This window comes from Pseudomonas sp. PvP027, assembly GCF_017833005.1.
Lineage (GTDB): Bacteria > Pseudomonadota > Gammaproteobacteria > Pseudomonadales > Pseudomonadaceae > Aquipseudomonas > Aquipseudomonas congelans.
In genome coordinates this window covers 134,788-159,097 of sequence record NZ_JAFIBK010000001.1, presented here as the reverse complement: position 1 = coordinate 159,097, position 24,310 = coordinate 134,788, and the positions used below count along the sequence as shown (strand labels likewise).

Sequence of the window (24,310 nt, the reverse complement as noted above, 5' to 3'; positions counted from 1 at the left end):
AGCTTAGGTGTTTGCAATAGGCCGCTTTAGGGCCAGCGCACCAAGTCTAGCTCTTTGATCCGAATAGCCATGGCCGAATCCGAAACCCCGAACTGCTGGGCCAATGACACCAAGTTCCGATTGTTGAATTGGGTGCACCGCGCCAGCGCCTGCTCGCGCTCATCTGAGTCCTTTGAGGCATAGAGCAGGCGATCCGGGTGGTTAGGGTCGAGGTGAAAGGCGATCACGTCGCTGAAGCGCAATTGTCCTTTGCAGCAGAACATGAATTCGAACCGTTCTCTCAACAGCTTTTGAGGCATCAGAAAGCACGCTGCGAAGCGGTCGGCTTGCCTCTCAGCGAGAGGCCGAGGTGAATGCAATGGGCCGCCGTCGAAGGCTCGGTCGCGATGCATGACGGTGTCTTCGTGCAGCACGAGATGGCCTATTTCATGGGCGCCAGTGAAGAGCTGGACTTTGTCACCAAACTCGGTCGCAACGGCAATCTTGTTAGCCTGACGATCAATCAAGCCCGCGATTCGGGTACCGGTGTTATGCCGGTTGAACTTGGTATCCCCCAGCGTGGGATAGACATGGTAATCATAGCCACAGACCAAAGCAGCGATTTGAGGGCTGCGCATCATCATTGGCTGGGTATCTTGATCTGGCCAGAGGTAGCGGCGGTCTCGGTAGATTTGCATGAGCAGATCAGTCGCTGCTTTCTCGATATAGGCTTCGTTCATGGCAAAACACCAGATTTAGGCTCTTAGACATAAATTAACCCAATATGTAGTGATGCCAGTATGCCAAAATCCCTAGATGTGGGGTTTGCCGATGAGCGGTAGCATAAGTGCTTCTGATGCGGGAGGTGCCGGGCAGCTCAGAACCTTTGCATGGAAGAGGGTCTACCTGAATCCTGTAAATTTCCTGTCTTTCGACCAAGGAACATATAGAACGGGATCAACCGCGCTGCTAAATCGAACACCCTGGCTCTGGTGAATCACGATGCAATCTCTGGCTAGACGCAGGCTTGGCTCGGGATGCGGTACAAGCGGCACATACTGAGAGCGTTCATCTCTGCTTTTCGGCCCGGCTTCCCAAAATTCAGGGTAGTACACCCACCGATCCTCATCCGACTCCCACAGGCTCACGTACTCCGCCTCCTGTGAGTCCTCCAACCTTTCAACCCCGCTTGCCTTGTGAAAAAGAATCACGTTCTGGCCCGGTGAGGCATCCTTCGGCACCTGTGCAGACGGGAACAAGATCCCGTCGAGGTTGAGACCTTGGTGTGTAGCCAGAAAATCGGCAATCGCCTGCGTGATTAGATAACCGCTTTCCGCTGAGTCAGGCATGACCGGCATGGTCAGTTGGCTTTGTAAGACTTTTGGGCTGTAGAGAGCTCATGACGGTGTTAGCGCGCCTATCCGTCAGGTTGTCGTAAACCGAGTCACCCTCGACCAGGCGTCTCGGCCCTCAGGGCTCCACCCTTCGTGCCTGCGCGCTCCGCTTGCCCCGAAGAGTCCGATACCAGCTGACGGCCCACCAGTGGTTTGATCTCTATCCTCAAACTCAGGTGCGGGGTTGTCGGACACCGTCTTTGTCAAGCCGGTGTAAATAAAATCTAACCTATTTTTATATATTCTCTTAACCAACTCATTCATTTTCAGGTTGCACGAGGTGCCCCTAGAGCTCTATAAAATCCGAGCTATTGCGCGATCTGATTTGGGCGATTGAGCAATTGACCAGCCTGCTCGTTTTCTGTTTCCTGATCGTCAAGCCTAGGCGCTGATGTTTTCTGTCAGCTCCTGAGGCCGAACAACTTTCCGAGTCCCAGGTTCGGGTATCGGCCTGTCGAGCTTTCAAAGATATAAGCGGTGCTCTGTTGGCTCTGAGAGTGGGCGCTCACCTTCTCCCAGGCCGCAGCGCTCAAGAAAACCACCGCGGATAGGTGCGAATGTGAGGGGGCAGATAGTAATTTTTCCGCCCTTCCTGCGAGGCCGTTAGCGGCTTCGCTGGAAACCATTCCCAATGATTGTCCAGAATGGCCTTCTAGCCGAACAATCAAGCAGCCAGGACGCTGGCCTGTCATCTGCTTTCGTACTGCCTTTTTGGTTACCTCGGCGAGCGCCGCTTCAAACTTGCCTGGAACGGAGCTTTGGACGTCGATGGCAAGGTACGAATCATCTCCCAGTGATTTGATGACTCGGTACCCATCCCCGCTCCCCATGATCTTGTTAGCGAATTCTTCTAGTTGGCCTGTATTAATGTCGCCGGAAAGTTCGGAAAGGTTGCATAAATTGAGCGTGATTGAGCAGAGACCCGCTATACCAACTCCTTTATCCGCCACCGTAGTAGCTAACCGTTCTGCGAGCTGCATGCGGCCAAGTCTCGACTCGGGAACAGCAGCATGCAAGGTGATTGAAATACAGTAGTAGGGCCGAGGCGTGAGTTTGGGTAGCACGGGTTCGATTAAGGGAATCAAATGGTGAATCAAGCTGTAGAAGGTTTTTTCCTTTAGGGATTCCCCCCTGTCCAGCGCAATGCTTTTGCACTCAACCTCGACTATACCGACTCCCGGTACAGACGCTAGCAAGTCAAAGGTCTCGTCACCCTGATCTTCATCTACCCAATCGAGCGTACACCCTTCTCTAGTCAGATGAGTCGCTGTCATCAGCTCACACAGAAAGCCTCGCATGGCGTCCGTTTTCTTGAGGGCACCCCTTACCCGCCCGCACACTTTGTGAGCGTTATTCGGGCTACTAATCTCCAGGAGATGCATAACCTGCGACGCGAAAATCATTCCGGCCATCACAGCCTCTCCCCCCTCCCGCTCAAGCGAAGCCATGCCGAACTCTCCAAACGCTTTCAGACCATACGCGATGATGTTCTGTTTCCAAAGCAGCTGTTTAAAGGTCGGGGTTTCGTTGATTTCATGTTGCAGGTCGCCAACTATTTTCACCCAAGGCTGGTCGGGAAAGTTTTGCAGTAATTTGGCGTAAAGATTTTTGAAATCGTAATCCGCAAGCTCAGTTATCATCGAAAAGTACGCTCTTGGTAAATTTTCAGCACACACCTACCTATTACGATGCAGTTTGGGCGAGGGCGGTTTGGGATCGTACGCTGACGTTCCTAGGCAAGCACCTCTGGAGCTGATTGCCCATACCTTTTCATGCGCTCCCTCTTTGGCCAGCTCGCGCCGGCCTTTTTTTGGCTCATTCCAACTGATTATGATTCATAGGGCCGGGCATAGCAGGACGACAGGAGCCTGCTTGGATGGTTGTGGGGATCTTCCATTCTCTAGCTGGCGGTGTCAGTACAACCCAGGGAAAGGCTGTTCTGCATAGCTCTCACCCAACAGCATCTTCAGATGACGATTCGTAAGACCCCATAGCTCCTTTGCGGTTAGAGCCGGGGCATCAACGACTTTCATTAGCCTGCGCTGGCTGTGAAGGTCGAGCGACTTATTAGCTCGTGGATTGGGAACAAGGATACCGGGATTCAGTAACCCTTCAATTAGTCGCTCTTCAGTTTCAGCCTTTTCCCGCAAACTCATCAATACCCCGTAATCCTCGCGCAACGTTACTTGCAGCACTGCGGAAATTATTGATGCACGTCGTGCGAATCCAGCCGCCATTGCGTCCACGGGGCTTCCGAACAGATTCACAGGTACAGGCCCACGCCCGCTTCCGTCCCTTCTTGGCTCAGGCCTGTTATCTACAAGATCCCTGAACGTGCTCTTCAGAACGTGGTTTGCCCCATCAGCGGTTGGCTCCCAGATTGAGTGGCCGAATCCATGAACGGCATGTTCAGCAAGAGATTGGCCACCTACACCGGTATCAGCGTTGTGACTCACGCCATAAAAAAATGAATCAGGACAGAGAAGCGCATCGTTCACCACGATGACGAGAATATCCTCAGGCGTAACCACATTATCTGTCAGATACCCTTCGTATTTTTTCAGCTTTTCGCCAACTGCAGCTGTCATGCGCAGTAGCGTCCTCTGCCTGAGTTCAGTGGCTGCTTCAGCAGAAGGATTCAGAGGATCGTGAGACTTGAATAGGTTAGTGATATCTACGTCATCACCGATGGAGGGAGTGATCACTTCTAGACAGATTCGCCTGCCGTCCTGATGCAACAGAAAATCCGGCCCCCGGCCAGCAAGCGATGGCTCTGGGTGATAGCCTGCATGCGTCAGACGCTCATAGAGCAGCATTTCACCGAGGCGCTGAGCAGATTTATTGGGATTTACGGAGCGAAGCTCCACTTGAAAGTGAGCGTCGGCGCATTTGCTGTCGACAAAGCTGGCGAATGCGACCTTCAGGTTTTCATGAGCTTTGTCTACGAAATCCGCTGGGAACCCTTCCCCGTAGCGCCGGTTCAACGTGTCCTTCCAGCGTTGGAACAGGTCTTCGATATTCACACCAACCTCCCTGACTCTGAAATTTCGTCTGCCGCCCAAAAACTGCCCTTAAACCGCGGCGCGTTACCAGAGTCATGTCCCGCAATCCGTGGGTATTTTCGCGGAGTAAGACACGCCGACGCCAGCTACGATTCAGCTCAATCGTACAGACTTCGCACCGACAGCGAATACACCCAAACAAAACGCCTTAGCCTAAACCAAGCACCAGTTTTGCAAAATTCATGAGATTTTCGACCTCCCCTCCTGTTGACCTTTCCAGATGGATGCTTTCTCCCCAGATCACTACGGCACGATCCCCCGCTGGGCCATCGAACTTGAGCCTCACACGTTGGCCTACAATAGTTTTGAGTGCATCCGACCTATACAGTAGGTTGTTAAACCTTATACCTTGAGAAGTCACAATTCGTGTGGTGTGTCGGCGCTGATTGAAAACTGACCCACCTTGCCGATTGAAAAATGACCCAGGGCAGATTGTCGATTCGTCATCAGCAATTGTGTATTAGCGTAGCAGTCCTGTCCGACCTCTAAAGATCGAAGCCCTACCACATGATGCGTGTGACAGGGCACCTTACGATCAAGATCAAAATGGCTCATCGTCCTCAGCAACATCATCTTCCTTACGCTTTCGTTCTCGTGTCTTGATCTTTGTCTGGTCAGCTAGAGTGCTGTGTTGCAGCCGAACGGAGTCCAGGCCGGTAATGGGCACCGCAGCCAAGACTTGTGTCATGAAGCGATCACCGTTCACGTGACGCCGCAGGCCACGCCTGAGCAGGCGCAATGGCTTGGGCAAATCGGCAAACGGAGCGCCATTGCGAAGCGCGCCAGGCTTGCGCGCGATCAGCGGTATGTAGTGCTGCCAGTCGTAGCTGACCTGGTCTCGATCAAAAAGCCGTTCATGACTGGCGATAGTTGTCTCATCGGCAACGACCACCACCCGCGAAGGGTATAAACGACTGCTGACCCACTGAATGACGCGCTCGCAAGGCACCGAGTAACGATTGCGCGCCACGCTGATCAGGCAGGTACTAGAGACCCGCAGGGTAGACGAAGATGTGGCCCATGCCCTGCTGGATGAAGCCGATGTCGCCGTCGTGCAAGGCAGCGCTTTCGGGTTAGGGCCCTATATTCGCATTGCTTATGCCTTGGATGAGGCATCGCTGACACAGGCTTGCGAAGCCATTCACGCTTTTTGTACTTCTCTGCGGGAATGAAGAGGAGCGGTACCTAACGCTTCATTGATGAAACGCTTTGCTAGCGCCTTAAGCTTAAGCCGATAGATGCGAGCACGACCTACCTCGTCAAAAACGTCGACCAGGACTACTCTTCCCGGCCGACCTCGGACACTTGGACATCAGTGGAATGGGTGTCCTGGTGCATGGTTATGAGGACATGCTGAACATCGCTCGGTGGACGTCAGAGCAAATTTGGCGCAAGTATCTTCAGCTGCTGGAGGACAAACCACAGAAAACATGCCCCGCTGGCTGCAAACAGGCCGAGGAGGACGAGCCGACTCAAAGGGCGCATTGTGTTCTGCCACTGCGCGACTATTCGAGTGAACGTCAGCGCCGACGAGTCATTTCGAAAAAGATAGACCAGACCTTCGGTATAGCTTGATACCGTCAGGTTACGGTAGGTCGGCAGCTCGGTGATGAAGGTCAAGGGCGTGTCAAACCAGCGGATCACCAAATCCCCCTCCTTGCCAATTGCTGCTGCTGTCACCTTGCTTTCATCCATGACGGACAAATGAAGACTACGAAGAGGTGCGTTCAACGGGCAAAGGCGGTAACCAGGAGAGAACCTGCGCAATTCGCTTGGCCGTCCCTCGTCCCGCCAAATCATGGTAGACGTCAACTGGGCATACTCATCAAGGGCGTGTTCGATCCGAGCTGCGGCATAGTCGTAGAAGCCACCGTAGGCGGGTACGTTCCCGTACTGAACGATTTCGAGAGCCACCTGGTAGGTATCAGCATTGACATGGGCCCTCCCCGACTTCAGGTCGTAAGGTTTGATGCCCCACCACCTTCGCAACTCATCTTCCACTAAAGCGAGCAGCCAGCGTCGACCTTCAATTCCCAAGTACTCCTGCTTCCCTGCAAGCGTTCGCTTGAGCAGAACGGGGCACCTGCACTCAAACCAGAGCACCGCGAGCAGATAGAATCCGGCACTGACCAGCAACCAGCCTAAGGGCCCTACAGCAACCTCGCCCCCCTTCAGCAATGGCGCTGCCTGGAGAAAACCGGCTACCAAGCCTGCTACGGCTGCGAGCCTGATACCGGTGGACGATTTGATTCCAGACCAGAACGACCAGCTCATCATTTGCCTGAAGCTGTGATACGCCATTTCCTGACGCGTGTTGCGTCGCTCTCCAAGTGGAGGTCTGTAGAATTCATCGCTTGGGAATTCGTCGAAAAGCCAGGAGAACCAGCCAAATTCGATACGTCGCTCTCGACGCTTGCGGCGACGGTATTCTTTTTGCGCGTCCAAAATCAGTCGCCGCTTACCGTCGGTCAGTGCAAACGGCTTAGCCTCTTGATCGTCACACCCAGGTACCGGTGTGGGTTCTGCTGATGAATTCTCGATGGACAATGTGATGCCTATGGTCTTCGTGTCAGGTCGGGAGTTTACTGTCTCTGGAAAGCGAGGTGTGTAACTAGGCCCTAATGGAAATGGACATGGTTTACTTCGGCAGAAAGGTCATTCGGATGGCTTGTGCCGGAGATCGAGCTCACCGCAATCAACCCCTCCTCACTTCAAGGCTTGCTGTGCATGTTTAACTGGTTCCGACGAAAGAAAAGCCCCACTGTGATCCCCCTTTATAGGCCCGGTGCAGATTACAAGGATCTGCCGGGTAGCTTGGGGCCTTCGGTAGATGATGTCCGCTACGAAGCGCTTGAGTTCGAGAAGATGGTCAAGGGCTATATCGAGCGCAAAACGGGAAAATGGCCCAAGCACCAAAGTCTCGCGTCATTGATCAAGGACGAGCTCCCCAAATTCGATATGCACCCAGAAATTCCTGAGCTCTGGCCAAAATTTGTAGCCCAGGCGATAAAGCTCAACACCTGGCGAAACAAGATTGTTCACTCCGACCTCTCTAACGTTCAGGGCTTGCCTGACTTACCCGAGCTTTATGAGCAGTTTCGTAGTGCGAACACAATGCTCAGACCTTTCGGGTTTGTGGGCAGCAGATCGCGAGACAGATTCTCGGGCATGTGCTGGAAAGGCCCTCACCTTCACTTCAAAATAGATGAGACCCCCTACATCCTGAATGCGCGGGACATCGGCAACCTGCTCAGCGAGCTGCATCCATCGAGCCGTGGCAAAGTGCATTTTCAGAAAGGAAAGCTTGTAGGAAGCAAGGTGCGGGACTTCCGCTACGAGCGGCACACGTTCTACATCGAAGACTGCGAGCCCTTCGACCTGACTGAAGAGGAATCCATGGCGCTACAAGATCTGCTGATATGCTTTCTCGGCAACCATGAACTGGAGTATCGAGTTTGATCCTGAACCAAGGTCAGCCGGGTAAACGCCCTCTGAGCTGCTGCTAGAGCGCTCGTGCGCAGCCCTGGCGGCACTTTTTATTTCGCCCAATTTTCTTAAGCTCGGATGACCATGGAAGCTCAAAAACGCACTCTCTACATCGATCAACTGGCCAAGGAAATCAGCTTGATCGGTCAGCCTTTTGAGATTTTTGGGGGCTTGTTTTTGAGGCTGGTGCTCAACGTACCGGTTGGATCACAGGGTGTTAACGCAGGCGGCTTTCCTGTAGCTGGGGTAGTGGATGGCGTATCAGCTGACGGGTTGATCGCTGCTGAATATTCAGCCGAGAAAGGTTACTTCACCTCCTCCATGGCCAAAGCTCGCAAAGATCTGGAGCACGTGCTGCGCAAAGCCCCGAGTGCCAGGGAAATCTATCTGGTCGCCGGCAGCAAGAAACGTCCTCAGATCGCCCAAAAATTTGTTGATGCGGTAATGAACAGTCCACCACTCCAGGGGCGGGTACTACACCTGCTTGGTGCCGAAGAAATCGCAACCAGCATCGTCGACCAGGGGCTGTTTAGTGACGACATCGTCCTCAAGATGAGCTCGTATTTGCCATCGTTAACAAAATTTGCTGATGAGGAAGCAGCCCAAGCGTTAGTGCCCATGCCTGATGCGCGCCGACTGTCCAGACCCCAAGTGGATAAACACCTGGATGACCTTTTGTCCCTGCAAAAATGCATCGTCATTTCGGGGATGGCCGGAACTGGCAAGTCAGACACTGCTGCTGCCCTCGCACATCGCAACCGATCTCAATATCAAACAGTGATCTGGCTTGCTGGGGCAGATGTACAAACCATTGAAAAGCTGTCGGCTGTGGCAATCAGCAGGATTGGTGAGCTGCGCAATGTAACGGGCCTTCTGAAGCACCAGCGCTGTCTGCTCATTATCGACGATGCCAGTGAGAGTCTCAGAATCGAGAGCCTTGCAACGCTCTGCGCTCCGGGATCGAACATCGTGGTCACGAGGCGAGCTGCCTCGGAAGGTGTTTATCGGCTCCCATTGATGAGTCAAGATGAGACACTGACCCTGGTGAACAGGGACGTTGAACACTGCCCGCCTGAGGTATTCCCGAAAATCTGGGAGGCAGTTGGCGGACACGCGCTGACAATCAGCCTCATTAACGCAGCAGTTGCCGAAGGCACGACCTGGGATGACATCGAACTAGACTGTCGCGCCCCGGGTATCCTGGACTCTAATGGGCAGACGCTGGCAGATATACTGCTAGGCAGGTTGCGTGCTGCGGTTCAATCGCCGCTCTCTGTTTTTCAGTGGGCGGGTCAACCCAATGTGGATGCTGAGTTGCTGAAAACGCTGACGGCGCCCAGTGCGATCCGGCTGGTGCAAAAGCACGGATTGGTTGCTGCTGATCGCCCCAACGTTGTCCGGCTGCATGACGTTGTGTTTAACAGTTTGAGTGTCCAGCCATGGTGGACTGACCAAGAGCGGGCAGCGATCACTGAGAAGGTCTGCGATTATTTAGGTCACACTGCCAGCAAAACGGGCCTGTCCTTTTGGTCTGCTGCGGTGAACCTTCATCGCCGAATCCAGCATTTGGTGAATTGCGGAGAATCCCACCCAGCCTTCATCTACGCCATTGCCCTGGTTTGGTCACCTGCAGAAGTACAACCCGCGCTTCTTGGTGATCCAGTGAAGCTAGCGGGGCTCGTCAGGGCAGGAACAGCCCCTACTCCCATCATCACAACAATGGCCCTGCTTGAAACAGTCGAGAAGCTGTATTTGTGCGACAAAATCACCGGGACGCAATACGCTCAAGATCAGTTGACCCTACGAATGCCGATGTTCGACGAACTAGAAAATGCTCCCGGACTGATGTTAAAGCAGCGTTCGGAAATTCTTCACCATAAAGGCAAAGCCCTAAATCGACTCGAGCAAAAGAGTGAGGCTCTCCGTATTTTCCGATCTGTCATGGCTGGCGAACATCCACTTGCCGAAAGTGAGGTTCAGATCATGAGACTGCTCAGACACCGCACCGCCGAGGAGAAGGTGGAGGCCTCACGAATAGTCGAACGCATCCTATGTGCCGCAGAATCTGCAGAACCTGTATCGCACTCGGTACTTTTTGCTGCCGTTGAGCATGCTGCCTGGCTCGGACGCGGCGACTTGCTCTTGCGCTATGAGCGTACCGTTGAAAAATGGCTGGTAGAGGCGGCGCTTCGAGAGATGCCTCAGGCGGTACAGACGCTTTCGTCGATTGCACGCTACCTGTCTCGGGAAGCACCCGTGTTTCTAAGCCGGCTATTGGGAAAGATTCCACGCCCTCTGATCGATGACATTCCTCAATCCGATAAGCGCTTCGATTGGGGTGATACGCTTTTAGAGGCGTCACGCACTGCTGGCGACTCCGCCCTGCGACTGCAGTCGGAAGCGCTGGTGTATTTTGAGAGCTTACCACCTAAGCCTTTCCACCAGCAGCGACATGCCGAGCTTCTACTGCTGATGAATAGGCCTGTTGAAGCGAAGCAACTGCTGGAGGTTAGAGGTGATCTGGCATCGGCCCCATTCGTTCAACGACTAATGGCGCTGGCCGAGCACCAGATGGGGAATCCCAACGAGGCTTTGTTCTGGATGTCGAAGGCATTTGAAAACCTCGAGCCTAAACATGAGAAGTTCCGATGCGTTTTCCATGAGCATCGATTTGATTTCATGTCAGCAATTGAGGGGGTAGACCCCGAACCTGAGCTAATCGCCGCAATAGCCCTGAGTGAGGCTGGACAAGAGCAACAACGCCTCAATCTCAAACTCGCGAGGTATCACGAACAAGTCGGAGGTACGTCGGAGTAGAGTATGGCGTGCTTTTTATACTCATCGCCGGTGAGCTGACCATTCCAGCGAGGGCCTGCCGACGCGATCGACTTGAATCCAGTCAACTCTGCGTTTGAGCAGGCGTGTATCCCCCACGTTGAAAGCTGGCAACAGCTCTGCTTGTATGAACAAACCATCTCTTTCGGCCATGCCTCTTCACACGGCCCTAGGCAGACATAGACGGATGGCGTAGCGTAAGTACCTCACGCTGCCGAATGCACGATGGCATGTGTTGATCAGGGGGACTCCTTGGTACGTACCCGTGCCAGCTGGCGTTCCACGCTATACATGCTCATTCGAAGTGCTTCAGATAGGATACGGGCCTGCGCGTCGACGTGTTTGCGTCGGCTTTCAATGGTATTCAACTCGAACCCTAACCGCCATGCCCAAGACAACCCAACCGTCAATCCTAGGCCTAATAGAAACCCTTGAGCAGCAACGTAACGAGCCCCCCAACAAACTAAACTGGAAGGATTTTGAGGATCACGTTCAATACGTTTATCAGACGCTTCTGAATCTTGGCGGCCACAACATCGTCGTCGCGAAGGATGCTTGTTTGATGGGCAGAGAGGGCGCTGAGTATCAGATTGACGTTTATTACGAGTTTGAAGTGGCAGGGATACGCCATCGAGTTGCCATTGAGTGTAAGAATAAAAAAAGACGCCTGGAACGCAATGACATGCTGGCCTTCAAAGCCAAGGTTGGTGAGTTTTCTGATGTGATCGGAGTCATTGTCTCTGCGAGCGGTTTCCAGTCAGGCGCCAAGGACTTTGCGGAGCGGAACCGAATTACTGCCTTGAGTATCGAAGAAATCCCTTCAATTGGGCAACTGCTGGGAATGCGGCTCCGTCACAACACAATACCGACGGAGCTAAACGTGGGAATGCCTTTCTGGACTTTCTTCGACCTAGAGACCGGAGCACCATTTGGGTTAGGGCATCAGGAAGATGTCCATGCGATCCTATTTTGGTCGAAAAACCAAGCCGCCAAATACCAGGCTCGCAATGAACTAGCAGCGAACTGGCAGATTCGTGGGCTGGAGGCGCGCCATCTCTTTTCCTACATCCTTGTCGTTGATGCAATGAACGGAAGCTTTGTGACCGCCCCTCCGCCCAATCACGAACTGGCGGACGACAGCAACATGTTCAGCGTGATGCCCCGACAGATACTCATCGATGAATACTGTGAGCTGTACAAAGAGCAGCTTCAAGTTCGGCGGGTGATGCCAGGCGCAATGAAAAGAGGCAAACCAGTAACGCAGTGACGCGGGGAAGATCAGGACGGTTCAAACAGTCTCAATGGGGGCGGTGATCGCGAGTGAAGTCGGGGCTCTAAACAGCTCCGCAGTGCCATTTTTTACGAGCTTACATCGCCGGAAACGAGAGCTCCCTCTGAGCCGATTCGCTTTGATGTTCAAGAAAAATCGTACTCAACAGATAGTTGCTGATGAGCAGCTGCAGGCGATAACCAAGCTCGACGTAGAAATGCGAACGTGCAAGCCACCAGCGTTTCTCATGCGCCTGTGGCCTTGCACATGAGCCGCTGGGATTTGACCTTCGCATGACGCGGTTGCCAGCTAGCCAGGCCCATAGCTCCGCTTTGTTCGCGGCATGAGCCTTGGCATTACGTAGGAGTGTCCCTCCGTGAAGGACGTGCCAGATTTTAGACTGATCAACCCAAATCGGTTGAGGTGGTTGGTAGTTTTTTCAGTTTGAGTGCAATCACCAGCGCGACCAACAGGAATGCCCCCATGAACGCGCCCACCCCATTCCACCCGCCTGCGTGGTAAGCAAAGCCACCAAGACTACCTACGACGCTCGACCCGACGTAGTAGGAAAAGAGGTACAGAGACGATGCCTGCCCTTTCGCGCGGACGGTGCGTCGGCCGATCCAGCTGCTTGCAACTGAATGAGCCCCGAAGAAGCCAAATGTGAACACAACCATCCCTGGTAAAATCACGGCCACCGGCGACGCCATGGTCAGCCCTAGCCCCGCGGCCATGACCAGAATCGATACCATGAACATCGAGCGGCGGCCGTATTTATCAGCCAGGGATCCGACCTTGGCGGAGCTGTAGATGCCGGCCAGGTAGGCCGCGGAGAGCAACCCTACCAACGCTTGACTCATGTGATAAGGCTCGGCCAATAGCCGATAGCTAATGTAGTTGAACATTGTCACGAAGCTTCCCATCAGCAGGAACGCTTCGAGAAACAACCATGGCAAGCCTGCATCCTTGAAATGCACAGAAAACCCATCGATCAATGCCTTGGGGTTCAGACGGATCGGGCGGAAATTACGCGATGCAGGTAAGAATTTGGCGAATAGGATGGCTGAGGCTAGCGCGATCCCGCCGATGATCAGCACGGCTACGCGCCAAGTGGTGAAATCGACCAATACGCCACTGATGAGTCGGCCGCTCATTCCGCCTACGGCGTTCCCCGCGATATACAAACCCATCGCCAGGCCAGTGTGCTTGGGATGGATCTCCTCGCCGAGGTAGGTCATCCCAACCGCCGCCAGTCCCGATAGCGACAACCCGACCAGCGCTCTCATAATCAAAATTTCTGTCCAGGTAGGCACAACGGCGCTGAGCAGCGTGCACAAGGCCGCGCTGAAGAGTGCGGCGACCATGACTGGCTTGCGTCCGACCGCATCGGAAATGGGGCCGGTGACCAGCATGCCGATCGCCATAAGCCCCGTGGAGATGGAAAGTGAGAGGCTCGCCTGGGCGGCGTTTAGTGAAAAATCGTGGGACAAGATTGGCATCAGGGGTTGCACACAGTAGAGCAGTGCGAAGGTTGCGAATCCGCCGGCAAACAACGCCAAGGCCGTGCGCATAAACTCAGCTGTTCCTTTTTCGATGAACGATGCAGATGCGTCCCCGAATGTTGCGGTTGCGGGTTTCAATGGGATACCTCAGAAGTTTCAGGCTCAAGATAGCCTGAAGGGTATAGGGGGTGAAACGATCAATCCAATATACTATTCGACCTGATTGATATCTAGCGCGTATTGTTTGCTATTGCCAATGGCAGCGTTCGAGATATACAAACTCACGAGTGTAAAAAGCATCGCTTAGATAGATTCGTTAATTTATTAAAAGGTAGTAACAGCCCTTGCTCCCTTCGTATACTGATAAAAATAAAAACAACAAAAACAGTAATAAAAAGGACGCACAAGATGGCCCAGACAACATTCACCTTCCGCACCGCAACGTCCAGGAAGGGCGACTATGAAGTCGCAGATCATTTGATCGAGAAAAAAGAGAGCCGCAAGCTCAGCAGATTTCAGGCGCTCGGCTATCTACTGTGTTGGGTAGACGCGCTCGCGGAAGATGAATCAGATCCAGGTCGCTCAATCAGCGCGATATTTGGTTTTGATGGCGAGGTTGCAGCCTTGGGTTTCGACCGCTATGACCCGGTTCACATTCTCACGGCCCCGAACTGGAAAACCCGAATGCTTGCCGCTTGGTGCGTTATCGGGGCCGATGAGCGAGCTATCGCCAAACAGCTTGATTACGGCGATCTGCACAACTACTGGCCCAACACCGATTTCTGTAGCCCGGGTTTTAACGAGGAAGCCACGCAATGGGCTTCTAGCGCTAGCGCCTACGACGATGCCGCTGAGTTCAACATCTGCGCTTATGTCGGCAGCCCTGACCGGCCCCAGTTGATTTTCAAACTCGAGAGCCCTGACCACTCGCCCGCCTAAAACTCGAAGGAGCCGCCGCACGCAAACGGGCCGCGGCGGCCCTAGCCCCCTGAGTGCTCAAGCACCTACAGTAATCACATTCTTCACAGTGAGCCGTGCACGTTCAAAAGCAGGACGGAGCCGATCAGCGCAGCCCAAACCCCATCCGCTTCAGCTCCTCAACCAGCTCTTCCCGCCCGTGCAGGTTCGAGACACTGCGAAGCCGATTGACCACCTGCTCCGACCACCCGGAAGCCTTCATGCCCTCACGCTGGTAAAACGCGCCCAGGCGCTCATCGTATTCAGCCACTGCTTCCACATCTGCCGCTGCCGAGCATGTCTCGTGGTGAAGCACTGCGCCTTGGGGCAGGCGTGGTTTTACCTGCGCTGGTCGCTCGGTAGATGGATAACCTACGCAGAGACCGAAAACCGGATAGACCTGTGGAGGCAGACCAAGCTCCTTGGCCACGCCTTCAATGTCGTTTCGGATTGCGCCGATGTAAACACTGCCAAGTCCCAGAGACTCCAGAGCAACCACGGCGTTCTGGGCGGCCAAGGCCGCGTCGATAGTACCGAGCAACAGGCTCTCCAAGTAAGGCAATGCTTCGAGTTCTGCACCCTGCTGCTCAGCAACGCGGGTGACCCTAGACAGGTCGGCTAGCCATACAAAGAACAGAGGCGCCTGCCGGATGTAGGCCTGGTTTCCTGCCAGTGCCGAGAGGCGCGCTTTCCGATCACTGTCCTGGACAGCGACAACACTCCAGACTTGCAGGTTTGACGAGGTCGACGCTGATTGCGCCGCAGCGACCAGAGTCTCGATGGTGCCGTCAGGCAGTGGCTGATCAGTGAAAGCACGAACGCTGCGATGGTCGAGCAACTGATCGATCGTCTCGTTCCAGGGCATGAGAGGCGAGATGTCCGCGGCGCCGTAGCGGGAAGCCAGTTTTGATTGTGCGTTGACTGTCATTCGAGATCTCCAAATAGAGCCCGAGGCTACCAAATCGCCAGCAGTGCGACACGCTTCCCGCGCGAAGTTTCATATACCATGGGGCCCACAGAGTCCCCCAAAGGCACGTTTAGATTGTCAGCAAAACAGCTTACTGCCCGCGAGGCCTATCAGGTGCTTCGCGACATCGCTTTGGGCGTCCGCACCATGCGCCGCTTGGGTGAGAAGGCATGGACTGAAATGTACAGCGGCATGATGACCGTTGAAACCGATGGCTGGGTCATCACGTTCTACAACGACTGCGAGTCGCTGGATTACTGCGATAGCTGCTATTGCCCAGACGGTCGTGCGTACACTTTCGACTCATCGCAGCAATTTGGTACTGACCCTTTAGAGCTTCTAAGCACCTGGGAGCATGCTCAGCTGGAAAAGCTGGTCAGCAAACTGTAGTTGGCCGCCCGACTAGAGCTGGAAGCGCTGTCGGATACCTCGCCGCCGCGGCTATCAGAAAAACACGTCGCCAATTTCGACCTAGAGACGTTCTCGCTCGCTGGTTAACCTGAGTGCACCAACCATAGAGCGCATGCAGCTAGCCTGAAGCGCTCCTCTCAGGAGCTTCACCATGACTAAGAAAACCTCAGGCTCACAGCAGTCTTCGTCCCAGCGTACCCAGGCGAACCATCGTTCGGATGCCCTGAACGTTAACAAAGGAACGAGCGGGTCGAACATCACCAACTCTCGAGTGCATGGCAATCGGGGCAAGCAACTCAACCCTAACCAGCAATAAGTAATAGCGGCTTCGGGGCATTATCGATGGAACGACAGTACACCTCCCCTACCCTTGGCGATGTTGCTCGATACGCCGTGGCGGCTTGCGGCGTAATGCCCCGTAAAGCCCGTAACCGAGATGACGAAACAGAGTTTGATGAAAGCACGGCCAAAACTTATCAGAAGCGTATGCAGCGGCTGGCGAAGGAGGACTGCAACCTACAAGAAGCCTTTGAAGACATTGCTCAACTGCTGACCGATTCGTTGGGGCGCTATATTCGTTGCCCCTTTTGGGCCGAGCAGATTCGAGGCCTCCTCAATGAGCTGTATTGGTCATACGCGTCCATGGTCAAAAACATGGGTACCATGATGACTAAACGGGACACCACGCGCTTCTTCCTGACTAGCTATGCCGTTGACGTTGCGGTGAGGTCACTGTCGCGCAATTGGGTGGTATTCCAAGGCTATATCTATGCAGCCCCCCAGCCTATGGAGCCCTGCTGGTATCTTCCTTCCAGCGTCGAGGGCAAGCTTTCAACTCCGTTGGATAAAGTGCTCGCCTGGGCTTACGCCTCTTGCGGTCTCACCCTGGCCACTTTCCATGATCCAATTGGTGTGGCCGGTGATACGACGAAGCTTAAGCAGAATGAGCGGGCGGTGAGGAGTTGGAAAAACGGACAGCACCTGCCATCTGTGCCGACGCTTGTGAGCATCCTGGAGGATTCGTTCCAAGCTTTGTCGTCGATCGGGAGACCCGTCGAGCGAAGACTTCAAGACGGTATTGTGACCTGCGCCGTTATCGCAAGGATCACCACATGCGTTTCGAAAGATATCAAGGAGCACTTGGGCACCGAATACCTGATCAATATCCTCAGCCAAATCCGACTCTATTACGGCTGGATAAGGGCTGAAATCAATGCGTACATGAGCCAGCTCAACGAAGAGGTCGCGTCGAGACTGGCCCATCATCTTGTGGAAGTGGGAACAGATAAAAGAGGTCAGGCCGAAGCATTTGAACGGGTAGAGCTTGGGATAAAGACGGCCCCAGATTTCTGGGCCTTTTTTGAGAGCAAACGCCACAATGCGAGCGAGCTCTTGCTGAGCCACAGAGATGACGACGGCCACGTCCCCGACGACGTCGTTCAATGGATTGAGAGTCACTACGGTGCCTACGCAGCCAGGGTTCGGTCGGATGCCCGCCTTAATCGAAGTGGGTCAACGGATTACCATGACCCCACATCGAGACTCGTGCGATCGCTTGGATGGGCAAGTGGTTCACGCAGGGAGAGGAAGGGTATCTAGACTACCCAGCCGTTGCGGCGCCTTGAGTCGAGGTGGGGGCGCCAGTGTTTTGAGGCGAACGACTTCAAGGCAGTCCCCCCCAAAAAATGTCTGACGCCATCCGCAGCGGATTGAGATCGGCGCTATATGGGGTGATGTCGGTTTGGGGGTGGGCAATCCTTGGAGTACAAATGTACTCCTCCGCCAAATTTGCGCACCAAGCTGCCACGTGACTCAGCTACCACGTAGACACATCCGCAACTCGCATGACCGCAATAGGGAGGTCGCCATTTCGCAAATGCTTCGAGGACAACAGCAGAAATTTTGAGCGCGACTTTGCTGATCCGATGATCTTACCCACCGGAAACATTGGTTCAGATCAGAATAACGGCGATGTAGTCCGATAGAATTTTTCCAGGACGCTGGCAGGTTTGTGATGCGCAACCACCTTCTGCGCACACGGCACCTCTGGAGCAAGGTCGTCCAGCCGTCGTTCGAAAGTGGCTGATAGCCTTTTTCCCGTGTACTGTATATCTATCCAGTATCACAAGAAATACTCCCAATGAACCTCATTTCACTACGCCAAATCACCGAATCTGAGCTCCCCACCCTCCTCCAGGTTCTGTCAGGCCGAGCCTCGGGCGGCTTTCCCAGCCCAGCGGCCGATCACTACGAAGCCCCGATTTCCCTAGACGACCTGGTAGACCTTAGAGCCCCGCACGTCTGGCTCGGTGAAACGGAGGGTGACAGCATGTCGCCGGCGGGCATCTTGAACGGTACCAAGCTCGTCATCGACAGAGCACGGACGCCCCAGGTTGGGAATGTGGTCGTCGCCTACATCGACAATCAACCCGTGGTCAAACGTCTCGATCGACAGCTCAATGGTGGCTGGATGCTGAGCTCCGACAACCCCAAGTACCCCCCGATCCAGGGCCTCGAGGAGATCGAAGTCTTTGGTGTGGTGACCTGGAGTCTGACCCTCCATGTCCCCTAAAAGGCCGACCTACGCGTTGGTGGACTGCAACAGCTTCTACTGCTCGTGTGAGCGGCTGTTCCGTCCCGAGCTTCGGCAAGTCCCGGCCGTGGTACTCAGCAACAATGACGGCTGCGTGATTGCCCGGACACCCGAGGCCAAGGCGCTCGGGATCAAGATGGGCGATCCGTTCTTCAAGATCCGGGATGCTTTGAAAGCAAAGGCCGTGGTCGCCTTCTCCAGCAACTATGAGCTCTACGGTGATATCTCTTCACGCGTGCAGCGCACCATTGAATCCTTGGCCCCGCGGGTCGAGGTCTATTCAATCGATGAAAGCTTTGCGGATCTCACTGGCATTGCGGAGCCGCTTGGGGACTTCGCGCGGCAGATCCAGGCGCGTGTCCGGAGCTGGACGGGAATGCCGGTGGGCATCGGTATTGGCCACACCAAGACCTTGGCCAAGGCTGCACAACACGCGAGCAAGCTATACAAAGAGCGCACCGGCGGTGTGGTCGACTTGCGCGCAGATCACGCGGTCGAATGGCTCCTCAAACGGATGCCGACGCAAGAGGTCTGGGGCGTGGGGAGACGGATCTCTGTGAGGCTCGAGGCTGATGGGGTCACGACAGCTTGGCAGCTCGCGAACACCGATCCCAAGACGATTCGCCAGCGGTATGGCGTTGTGCTCGAACGCACGGTGCGCGAGCTCACCGGTGAGCCGTGCATCGAGCTGCAGGAAGCCGAGCCCGATCGCCAGGCGATCTGTACTTCTCGAATGTTCGGGGAGCGCGTGACGACGCTTGAGGCTATGCGGGAGGCAGTGGCCAGCTACATGCACCGAGCGACTCAGAAACTTCGCAAGCAACAGTCCCTGACGGCCGTGTTCCGGGTCGCTGTACTCACATCGCCATTCGGTGACGGGCCGAAGTATGCGAACTCGGTGATGTGTTATCCACCCTACCCGACCGACGATGTGCTGCTTTTGACCCGCGCCGCGATGGAGGGATTGGAGGTCATCTGGCGCGATGGGTACCGATACAGCAAGGCGGAGATCTTGCTGATGGATCTTCGCAAGCGTGGCGAGTTTACAGGAGACCTGTTTACCCCTTCACAGCCAGCCAGGTCGGACGAGCTGATGCGCGTGCTGGATCGTATCAACGTGAGGTTCGGAAAGAATGCCCTGCACTCCGGGCGGATGCCGATCGAAGCGGCGTGGGCGATGAAGCGCGAAATGATGAGCAAGAGCTACACGACCAGTATCGACCAGCTCATGCGGTTTCAGGCTACTTAACCGGTCTGCCGTCGGTACCACTGAGATCAGTCGAGAGCCGAGCATCCCTATGGTTTGGTCAACCAGCCACGTTACTTTTGGCGGGCGGTGTCAGTCGCATCCTCAACGTGGTAAGAATACCGATGGACGTACTACAGGGGTGCCCATGCAAAAATCCATTGAGGCCGTTTTCTACCAGTGCGAACACACAGGGGCTTTTCTCAAAGGCCCCGCGGCTGTCGTGAACATTTTGAAATCACATTACGGTGAGAACTGTGGAGCCGCCCCCTACACCCTGAGTCATTTCAGCTCGATTTTGGGCTACAGGTTTATCAGGGAGGGTGTCACCTGTTTCATACCGCAGAGCAAGACGCCTCCCTCCTCTATTGGCCCATTTCCGTTTGCGCCTCTGCTGGCGAGCAAGGATCTAATTGTTCCCCCGCTGCTGATGCCCCGCCACATGATGCTGATTTGCGACGCGATCAGGGCGAACGAGACAAAACCCGACGGCTTAACCGTAGATTTCTGCTTGGCCAGCATCTACACGCCCGGCGACATGGGCAGGTACTTCGAGTCGCTATTCAGCGAGATCGATTCATTCAGGCCCTACATGCAACACATTGACGAATGCATCCGAGCGTATCTGTTCGGCTATGTGTCCGTTGCGGTTTCCGGACTTATCCTAGCCTCCGAGGGCATATTGCGAGAGATCGGCGCGAAGATTGACAGCAGATTTGAAGGGATCACCAGCAAGGATCAATTCACAAACGTCCTGACGAAAATCGAAGACTTACTGGTGGCCAAGGCCTACCCAGGTGTTGAGGTGCCAGGGTTCATGCGGCTCAAAGAGTACATGCTGGGCTTTGACGAACAACTTTGCTTGGTTGATAACTTCAGAGAGTATTTCACTACCCGTCTTTACGAAAAGACCTCTGAGGTCGAGGGGGCCATCGATATGAACCGGCATAGCGTTCTGCATGGTTTGTCCATGGATTTCAACAAGCCAATCAACTTCTATCGGCTGTTCATCATGTTGGTATTCCTTGCCTTCGTGAGCGTGCTCCTGGGGCACAGCCGGGCTTCATCATTTGTTGCAGAAACAGATCGCTCCAAACTCAAAAGCGATTGCTATGACAAGCTTGCGGCGTTTGGTGCGTCAATGAAAGTGCGTTTTCCTCTATGACATCCCCAAGTCCTGACGCGCTGTTCACCAGCAATCGGGAAAGCCGTTCGGAGCTACGGCCACCGAACCAGACCCAGTTCCTTGAGCCTTAACGCCATAGCCGAGTCAGACACCCCAAACTGCGCGGCCAGCGAAACGACATTCATATTGTTGAAGCGTTGGCATCGCGCCAGCGCGAGCTCACGCTCCAGAGAGTCAGCAGACGCGTACAGCAAACCCTCGATATTATGGGGGTCGAGGTGGTAAGCGACTGTATCGTTGAAGTGCAGGCGTTCACCGCACAGAAATTGGCGTCGGAAACGGTCAGCAACTAGCTTCGCTGGCATCAGGAAACAAGCAGCGAAGAAATCTGCCTCGCGCTCTTCTCGGTCGCGGGGCCCGCTCACAGGGCGGCCATCTAGCGCCCTATCCCTATGCATGACTTCACCCTGATGCAGGAAGAGGTGCCCGATCTCATGCGCCCCTGTGAAGAGCTTTACCGTCGGCGAGAATTCTTGAGAGATAGCAATGCGATTGGCCTGGCGATCAATCAAACCGGCAATCTTGGGGCCAGAACCACCTCGGATGAACTTGGGATCACCCAGATCAGCAAACTCACGATACTCAAAGCCGTAAGCTAGTGCTGCCTTCCTTGGATCACGCGCTTGCAGTGGGGTAATTTCCCGATCCCCCCACAGATGGTATCGGTCGCGCCACAGCATGCGCAGCAGCTCGGACGCTTCTTTTTCGATATTCGTCATGCCCATGCAAATCACCGCATGTAGTGGCTACGACTTAATCATAACCCTAGATGTGGTGTTTACAAGCGTTTTGTGAGCATATTGCCGAGAATGATCTCTGGGCCCCAGCTACTCAACCTTATACGCGCGAAGCTCAATGCAGGCTGGCCGTTCACCCCCCGCTTTAATGCGGCTTGCACAGGACATGAACACTGACGGAAATCTACCATTCGATACCATGCCTGCCAGTTGCTGATGGGCGTGCTTCAGCGTAATGGCTTCGGCACTTTTGAGATTCGACGCGTATACATTCATGCTCACTTCCTCGGTGTCTTTGAGGGCCTGTTGCTTGGTCTTGGAGGTGTAGAAGCGGCTGCCCCATCGATCTCCCTCCGTTCTTCCGCAATGGTCAGATCACGCCGCAGTTGCTGATTTTCAGCCTGAGCAGACGTAAGCAGCAGCCTTACCTCTAATTCGCGCTCGCTACTTTTGGCTGCGGCCTCATTGAGAGCCTTTGCGTCCTGCCTAAGTGCAGCTATCTGCTCCTGAAGCTGCTCGTTGACGCCGGCGTATTTCGCTTCGGCCAACTTCAAACCTTGAATCTCTCCCGTCAGACCCTGAATGCGGGCCTCATGTGCGTGGAGCGTCTTGACCTGCTGACGGGACTCTCCCAGCAACCGCTCGTTGTCACGGTTCAGGCGCGTTAGGTCATCCTGTTTCAGCACCAGGGTCTCCTGGAGCTTGCGCTGTTCCACCTGAGACTCATGCAGCTGGGATTCATGGCGTCGTTGATCTTGATCGCGCTGTTCCTTCACGGACTCCCGGTAATGCTCCAGGGCGCCACGCGCATGAACATGCTTCTCCTCGAGGGATTGGATCTGTTTATCCCTGTCACCGACCAAAGCCTCAAGATCAGTACAGCGCTGGCTGATCCCGGCATTGCGCGTGAGCTCGGCCTGAAGCGAAGACTGCGTGGTTTGAAGGTCAGCTGTTTGAGCCTCAATAGCGGCTTGCTGAGTGTCCAGCTGCCGACGCGCAGATGTCAGCTCAGATTGCAGATTAGCGATCTGTGCCTCGAGCGCGACGCGTTGCAAATCGAAAGCTGATCGAGCCTGTTCAATCGACTCGTCGCCCTCCTCCATTAGCCGATCCAGAAGGCTAGCAACCATCGCTGAGAGCTCTTCTCCCATCCGTTCCCGGGAGGACTGCGGGCGCGGATCGAAGGATTCTATCTCCTTCAAATACCGGGAAATCGTGGTCTTCGAGCCGGTATTACCCAGCTCAACGCGCACGGCGTCAATGCTCGGGTACATGCCCTTGGCGAGCAAGGACTGCCGAGCTTTTTGCACTACTGCCTTGTTTATGCCGCCGCGCGCCATGGGAGCTCCTACGATTTCGTGGTGTGTTACGTGTCATGTATTTACGTGACACATTATCAGAAAATAAACTGTTCTATAATGCTAATTCTGAAAAGCTATAATAATGTCTTATGGCTTCTTGACTTTCAAAAAGGCGTTTAGCTGCCGCCGAAAGTGTGGAATGCTGAAATCACGCAGATTTTGAAGGCAAAAGGCGATGGAAAAGGCTGATCGGTACCTCAAGGCAGGCACTAGGGAGAACACCCGCAAAAGCTACCGAGCTGCGGTCGAGCACTTCGAAGTGACTTGGGGTGGCTACCTGCCTACGACTGGGGATGGCATCGTCCGCTACTTAGCGGAGTACGCCGACAAGCATGCGATCAGCACGCTCAAGCAGCGTCTGGCGGCGCTCGCACAGTGGCATATCACCCAGGGGTTCCCAGACCCAACCAAGACGCCCAACGTGCGCCAGATGATCAAGGGCATCCGCGTCGTGCATCCCGCTCAAGTGAAGCAAGCCGCCCCCCTTTTGATCAGACATCTCGAGCAGGCGGTTGAATGGCTGGAATCTGAGGCGGCCGCTGCGCTTGACCGGGGCGACTACAAGACGCTGCTGCGCCACCGCCGGTCGATTGCCATGGTGCTAATCGGATTTTGGCGGGGGTTCCGCGGAGATGAGTTGGCCAGGCTCACGGTGGAGAACACAAAAGCCTATAGCGGTGAGGGCATTACTTTCTTCTTGGCTCACACCAAGGGTGATCGCCTGCACGAGGGGACAACCTTTCAGACGCCGGCGCTGACAATGCTTTGTCCGGTCGAGGCCTATATCAACTGGATTACCGTGGCAGGCCTCGCGAAGGGCCCTGTCTTCCGCCGTTTGGATCGGTGGGGAAATTTGGCGGACAAGGCCATCCAACCTCATAGCTTGATTCCCATGCTTCGCCGCATTTTCAAGGAGGCTGGGCTGCCTGAAGAGCTGTACAGCGCCCACTCGATGCGACGAGGCTTTGCGACCTGGGCGTCGGCCAACGGGTGGGACATCAAGGGGCTGATGAGCTATGTGGGATGGAAGGATATGAAGTCGGCGTTGCGCTATGTGGATGCAGGCATTTCGTTTGGCGGTTTGGCTGTGCGGGCTGCCCCCTCGCGATTGGAGGCTTCGGATCAGGCCGCGCTGGATGGAGTCAAACGTGGAGCCGAGCCCAAGGGCAAACAGCAGCAGATTTGAAAAGTGCGGGTTGGCACTTGTGCACGGGGCGGATTAGAAAGCGTACAGCAGGTCATGAGGGTGAACGTCGGTGCGCTCAAACTGAATCTCCTCAGGGTGACCATCGACGCCCAGCACTTTGACGGGCCCAGCCTCATG

Annotated in this window: 21 protein-coding genes and 3 pseudogenes; 12 read left to right on the top strand and 12 right to left on the bottom strand. The window is 54.7% G+C overall.

All coding sequences use genetic code 11. The features are described 5' to 3' along the window. Positions 1-26: 26 nt before the first annotated feature. From JOE33_RS00730 to JOE33_RS00700, 7 genes and pseudogenes are all read right to left on the bottom strand, one after another. The gene (locus tag JOE33_RS00730; protein ID WP_010434724.1) at positions 27-719 is read right to left on the bottom strand and encodes an ImmA/IrrE family metallo-endopeptidase; all 693 of its coding nucleotides are present in this window, start codon (positions 717-719) and stop codon (positions 27-29) included. A 162-nt stretch (positions 720-881) separates the two neighbouring features. Continuing rightward, positions 882-1,337, bottom strand: coding sequence for an RES domain-containing protein (locus JOE33_RS00725; protein ID WP_010434723.1), 456 nt, complete (start codon positions 1,335-1,337; stop codon positions 882-884). 437 nt (positions 1,338-1,774) lie between these two features. Next, the gene (locus JOE33_RS00720) at positions 1,775-3,013 is read right to left on the bottom strand and encodes a hypothetical protein (RefSeq protein WP_010434720.1); all 1,239 of its coding nucleotides are present in this window, start codon (positions 3,011-3,013) and stop codon (positions 1,775-1,777) included. Positions 3,014-3,286: 273 nt separating this feature from the next. Further along, positions 3,287-4,396, bottom strand: a complete 1,110-nt coding sequence (locus JOE33_RS00715; RefSeq protein ID WP_010434718.1) for a hypothetical protein — start codon at positions 4,394-4,396, stop codon at positions 3,287-3,289. Between the two features lie 187 nt (positions 4,397-4,583). After that, positions 4,584-4,799 carry a Mu transposase C-terminal domain-containing protein gene (locus tag JOE33_RS25685; protein ID WP_275574514.1) on the bottom strand — a complete coding sequence of 72 codons (216 nt, stop codon included), beginning with the start codon at positions 4,797-4,799 and terminating at the stop codon, positions 4,584-4,586. 177 nt (positions 4,800-4,976) lie between these two features. Continuing rightward, a pseudogene (locus JOE33_RS00705) lies at positions 4,977-5,093 on the bottom strand (AAA family ATPase); the annotation flags it as partial. Next, positions 5,076-5,432: pseudogene (locus tag JOE33_RS00700) on the bottom strand (IS21 family transposase); the annotation flags it as partial. The pseudogenes JOE33_RS00700 and JOE33_RS00705, both read right to left, overlap by 18 nt. 7 nt (positions 5,433-5,439) lie before the next feature. On the opposite strand from JOE33_RS00700, the pseudogene JOE33_RS00695 reads away from it, so the two are divergent. Further along, positions 5,440-5,607 (top strand): annotated as a pseudogene (locus JOE33_RS00695) (aminotransferase class I/II-fold pyridoxal phosphate-dependent enzyme); the annotation flags it as partial. 202 nt (positions 5,608-5,809) lie between these two features. On the opposite strand, the gene JOE33_RS00690 reads toward JOE33_RS00695, so the two are convergent. Further along, positions 5,810-6,982: a hypothetical protein gene (locus tag JOE33_RS00690; RefSeq protein WP_157769322.1), complete on the bottom strand. Its 1,173-nt coding sequence runs from the start codon at positions 6,980-6,982 to the stop codon at positions 5,810-5,812. 180 nt (positions 6,983-7,162) lie between these two features. On the opposite strand from JOE33_RS00690, the gene JOE33_RS00685 reads away from it, so the two are divergent. The 3 genes from JOE33_RS00685 (at position 7,163) to JOE33_RS00675 (ending at position 12,023) form a co-directional block, all read left to right on the top strand. Continuing rightward, the gene (locus JOE33_RS00685) at positions 7,163-7,894 is read left to right on the top strand and encodes a hypothetical protein (protein WP_010434708.1); all 732 of its coding nucleotides are present in this window, start codon (positions 7,163-7,165) and stop codon (positions 7,892-7,894) included. Positions 7,895-8,005: 111 nt separating this feature from the next. Next, on the top strand, positions 8,006-10,738 hold the full coding sequence (locus JOE33_RS00680; protein WP_157769321.1) for an ATP-binding protein: 2,733 nt from the start codon (positions 8,006-8,008) through the stop codon (positions 10,736-10,738). 403 nt (positions 10,739-11,141) lie between these two features. Further along, the gene (locus JOE33_RS00675; protein WP_010434704.1) at positions 11,142-12,023 is read left to right on the top strand and encodes a restriction endonuclease; all 882 of its coding nucleotides are present in this window, start codon (positions 11,142-11,144) and stop codon (positions 12,021-12,023) included. Between the two features lie 407 nt (positions 12,024-12,430). Here JOE33_RS00675 and JOE33_RS00670 read toward each other — a convergent pair whose 3' ends face one another. Further along, positions 12,431-13,666, bottom strand: a complete 1,236-nt coding sequence (locus JOE33_RS00670; RefSeq protein ID WP_275574513.1) for an MFS transporter — start codon at positions 13,664-13,666, stop codon at positions 12,431-12,433. A gap of 270 nt (positions 13,667-13,936) precedes the next feature. Between JOE33_RS00670 and JOE33_RS00665 the strand changes: the two genes are divergently transcribed. Beyond that, a complete protein-coding gene (locus JOE33_RS00665; RefSeq protein WP_010434697.1) occupies positions 13,937-14,467 on the top strand; it encodes a hypothetical protein in 531 nt (176 codons plus the stop codon). A 124-nt stretch (positions 14,468-14,591) separates the two neighbouring features. Here JOE33_RS00665 and JOE33_RS00660 read toward each other — a convergent pair whose 3' ends face one another. Next, the gene (locus JOE33_RS00660) at positions 14,592-15,413 is read right to left on the bottom strand and encodes an NADPH-dependent oxidoreductase (RefSeq protein WP_010434696.1); all 822 of its coding nucleotides are present in this window, start codon (positions 15,411-15,413) and stop codon (positions 14,592-14,594) included. A 114-nt stretch (positions 15,414-15,527) separates the two neighbouring features. Between JOE33_RS00660 and JOE33_RS00655 the strand changes: the two genes are divergently transcribed. The 6 genes from JOE33_RS00655 (at position 15,528) to JOE33_RS00630 (ending at position 20,867) form a co-directional block, all read left to right on the top strand. Continuing rightward, positions 15,528-15,842, top strand: coding sequence for a hypothetical protein (locus tag JOE33_RS00655; RefSeq protein WP_010434695.1), 315 nt, complete (start codon positions 15,528-15,530; stop codon positions 15,840-15,842). Positions 15,843-16,014: 172 nt separating this feature from the next. Next, positions 16,015-16,179, top strand: coding sequence for a hypothetical protein (locus JOE33_RS00650; RefSeq protein ID WP_080009278.1), 165 nt, complete (start codon positions 16,015-16,017; stop codon positions 16,177-16,179). 95 nt (positions 16,180-16,274) lie between these two features. After that, on the top strand, positions 16,275-17,462 hold the full coding sequence (locus tag JOE33_RS00645) for a hypothetical protein (protein WP_245227863.1): 1,188 nt from the start codon (positions 16,275-16,277) through the stop codon (positions 17,460-17,462). Between the two features lie 541 nt (positions 17,463-18,003). Then, positions 18,004-18,435 carry a S24 family peptidase gene (locus JOE33_RS00640; protein WP_010434693.1) on the top strand — a complete coding sequence of 144 codons (432 nt, stop codon included), beginning with the start codon at positions 18,004-18,006 and terminating at the stop codon, positions 18,433-18,435. Beyond that, a complete protein-coding gene (locus JOE33_RS00635) occupies positions 18,425-19,705 on the top strand; it encodes a Y-family DNA polymerase (RefSeq protein ID WP_209924005.1) in 1,281 nt (426 codons plus the stop codon). The genes JOE33_RS00640 and JOE33_RS00635 overlap by 11 nt, the downstream gene beginning before the upstream one ends. 145 nt (positions 19,706-19,850) lie before the next feature. Next, complete coding sequence (locus JOE33_RS00630) at positions 19,851-20,867, top strand: hypothetical protein (protein ID WP_010434690.1); 1,017 nt, start codon at positions 19,851-19,853, stop codon at positions 20,865-20,867. A 53-nt stretch (positions 20,868-20,920) separates the two neighbouring features. Here JOE33_RS00630 and JOE33_RS00625 read toward each other — a convergent pair whose 3' ends face one another. Together JOE33_RS00625 and JOE33_RS00620 are read right to left on the bottom strand one after the other, a co-directional pair. After that, positions 20,921-21,613, bottom strand: a complete 693-nt coding sequence (locus JOE33_RS00625; protein ID WP_010434688.1) for an ImmA/IrrE family metallo-endopeptidase — start codon at positions 21,611-21,613, stop codon at positions 20,921-20,923. 290 nt (positions 21,614-21,903) lie between these two features. Next, on the bottom strand, positions 21,904-22,965 hold the full coding sequence (locus JOE33_RS00620; RefSeq protein ID WP_010434685.1) for a DNA-binding protein: 1,062 nt from the start codon (positions 22,963-22,965) through the stop codon (positions 21,904-21,906). 196 nt (positions 22,966-23,161) lie between these two features. Here JOE33_RS00620 and JOE33_RS00615 point away from each other — a divergent pair, with 196 nt between their 5' ends. Then, positions 23,162-24,172 carry a tyrosine-type recombinase/integrase gene (locus tag JOE33_RS00615; protein WP_010434683.1) on the top strand — a complete coding sequence of 337 codons (1,011 nt, stop codon included), beginning with the start codon at positions 23,162-23,164 and terminating at the stop codon, positions 24,170-24,172. Positions 24,173-24,310: the final 138 nt, after the last annotated feature.

Bases quoted from the DNA above. Each gene is read 5' to 3' on its own strand.
- JOE33_RS00730 (WP_010434724.1), bottom strand. From the start codon at position 719: ATGAACGAAGCCTATATCGAGAAAGCAGCGACTGATCTGCTCATGCAA.
- JOE33_RS00725 (WP_010434723.1), bottom strand. From the start codon at position 1,337: ATGCCGGTCATGCCTGACTCAGCGGAAAGCGGTTATCTAATCACGCAG.
- JOE33_RS00720 (WP_010434720.1), bottom strand. From the start codon at position 3,013: ATGATAACTGAGCTTGCGGATTACGATTTCAAAAATCTTTACGCCAAA.
- JOE33_RS00685 (WP_010434708.1), top strand. From the start codon at position 7,163: ATGTTTAACTGGTTCCGACGAAAGAAAAGCCCCACTGTGATCCCCCTT.
- JOE33_RS00680 (WP_157769321.1), top strand. From the start codon at position 8,006: ATGGAAGCTCAAAAACGCACTCTCTACATCGATCAACTGGCCAAGGAA.
- JOE33_RS00675 (WP_010434704.1), top strand. From the start codon at position 11,142: ATGCCCAAGACAACCCAACCGTCAATCCTAGGCCTAATAGAAACCCTT.
- JOE33_RS00665 (WP_010434697.1), top strand. From the start codon at position 13,937: ATGGCCCAGACAACATTCACCTTCCGCACCGCAACGTCCAGGAAGGGC.
- JOE33_RS00660 (WP_010434696.1), bottom strand. From the start codon at position 15,413: ATGACAGTCAACGCACAATCAAAACTGGCTTCCCGCTACGGCGCCGCG.
- JOE33_RS00650 (WP_080009278.1), top strand. From the start codon at position 16,015: ATGACTAAGAAAACCTCAGGCTCACAGCAGTCTTCGTCCCAGCGTACC.
- JOE33_RS00645 (WP_245227863.1), top strand. From the start codon at position 16,275: ATGCCCCGTAAAGCCCGTAACCGAGATGACGAAACAGAGTTTGATGAA.
- JOE33_RS00640 (WP_010434693.1), top strand. From the start codon at position 18,004: ATGAACCTCATTTCACTACGCCAAATCACCGAATCTGAGCTCCCCACC.
- JOE33_RS00635 (WP_209924005.1), top strand. From the start codon at position 18,425: ATGTCCCCTAAAAGGCCGACCTACGCGTTGGTGGACTGCAACAGCTTC.
- JOE33_RS00630 (WP_010434690.1), top strand. From the start codon at position 19,851: ATGCAAAAATCCATTGAGGCCGTTTTCTACCAGTGCGAACACACAGGG.
- JOE33_RS00625 (WP_010434688.1), bottom strand. From the start codon at position 21,613: ATGGGCATGACGAATATCGAAAAAGAAGCGTCCGAGCTGCTGCGCATG.
- JOE33_RS00620 (WP_010434685.1), bottom strand. From the start codon at position 22,965: ATGGCGCGCGGCGGCATAAACAAGGCAGTAGTGCAAAAAGCTCGGCAG.
- JOE33_RS00615 (WP_010434683.1), top strand. From the start codon at position 23,162: ATGGAAAAGGCTGATCGGTACCTCAAGGCAGGCACTAGGGAGAACACC.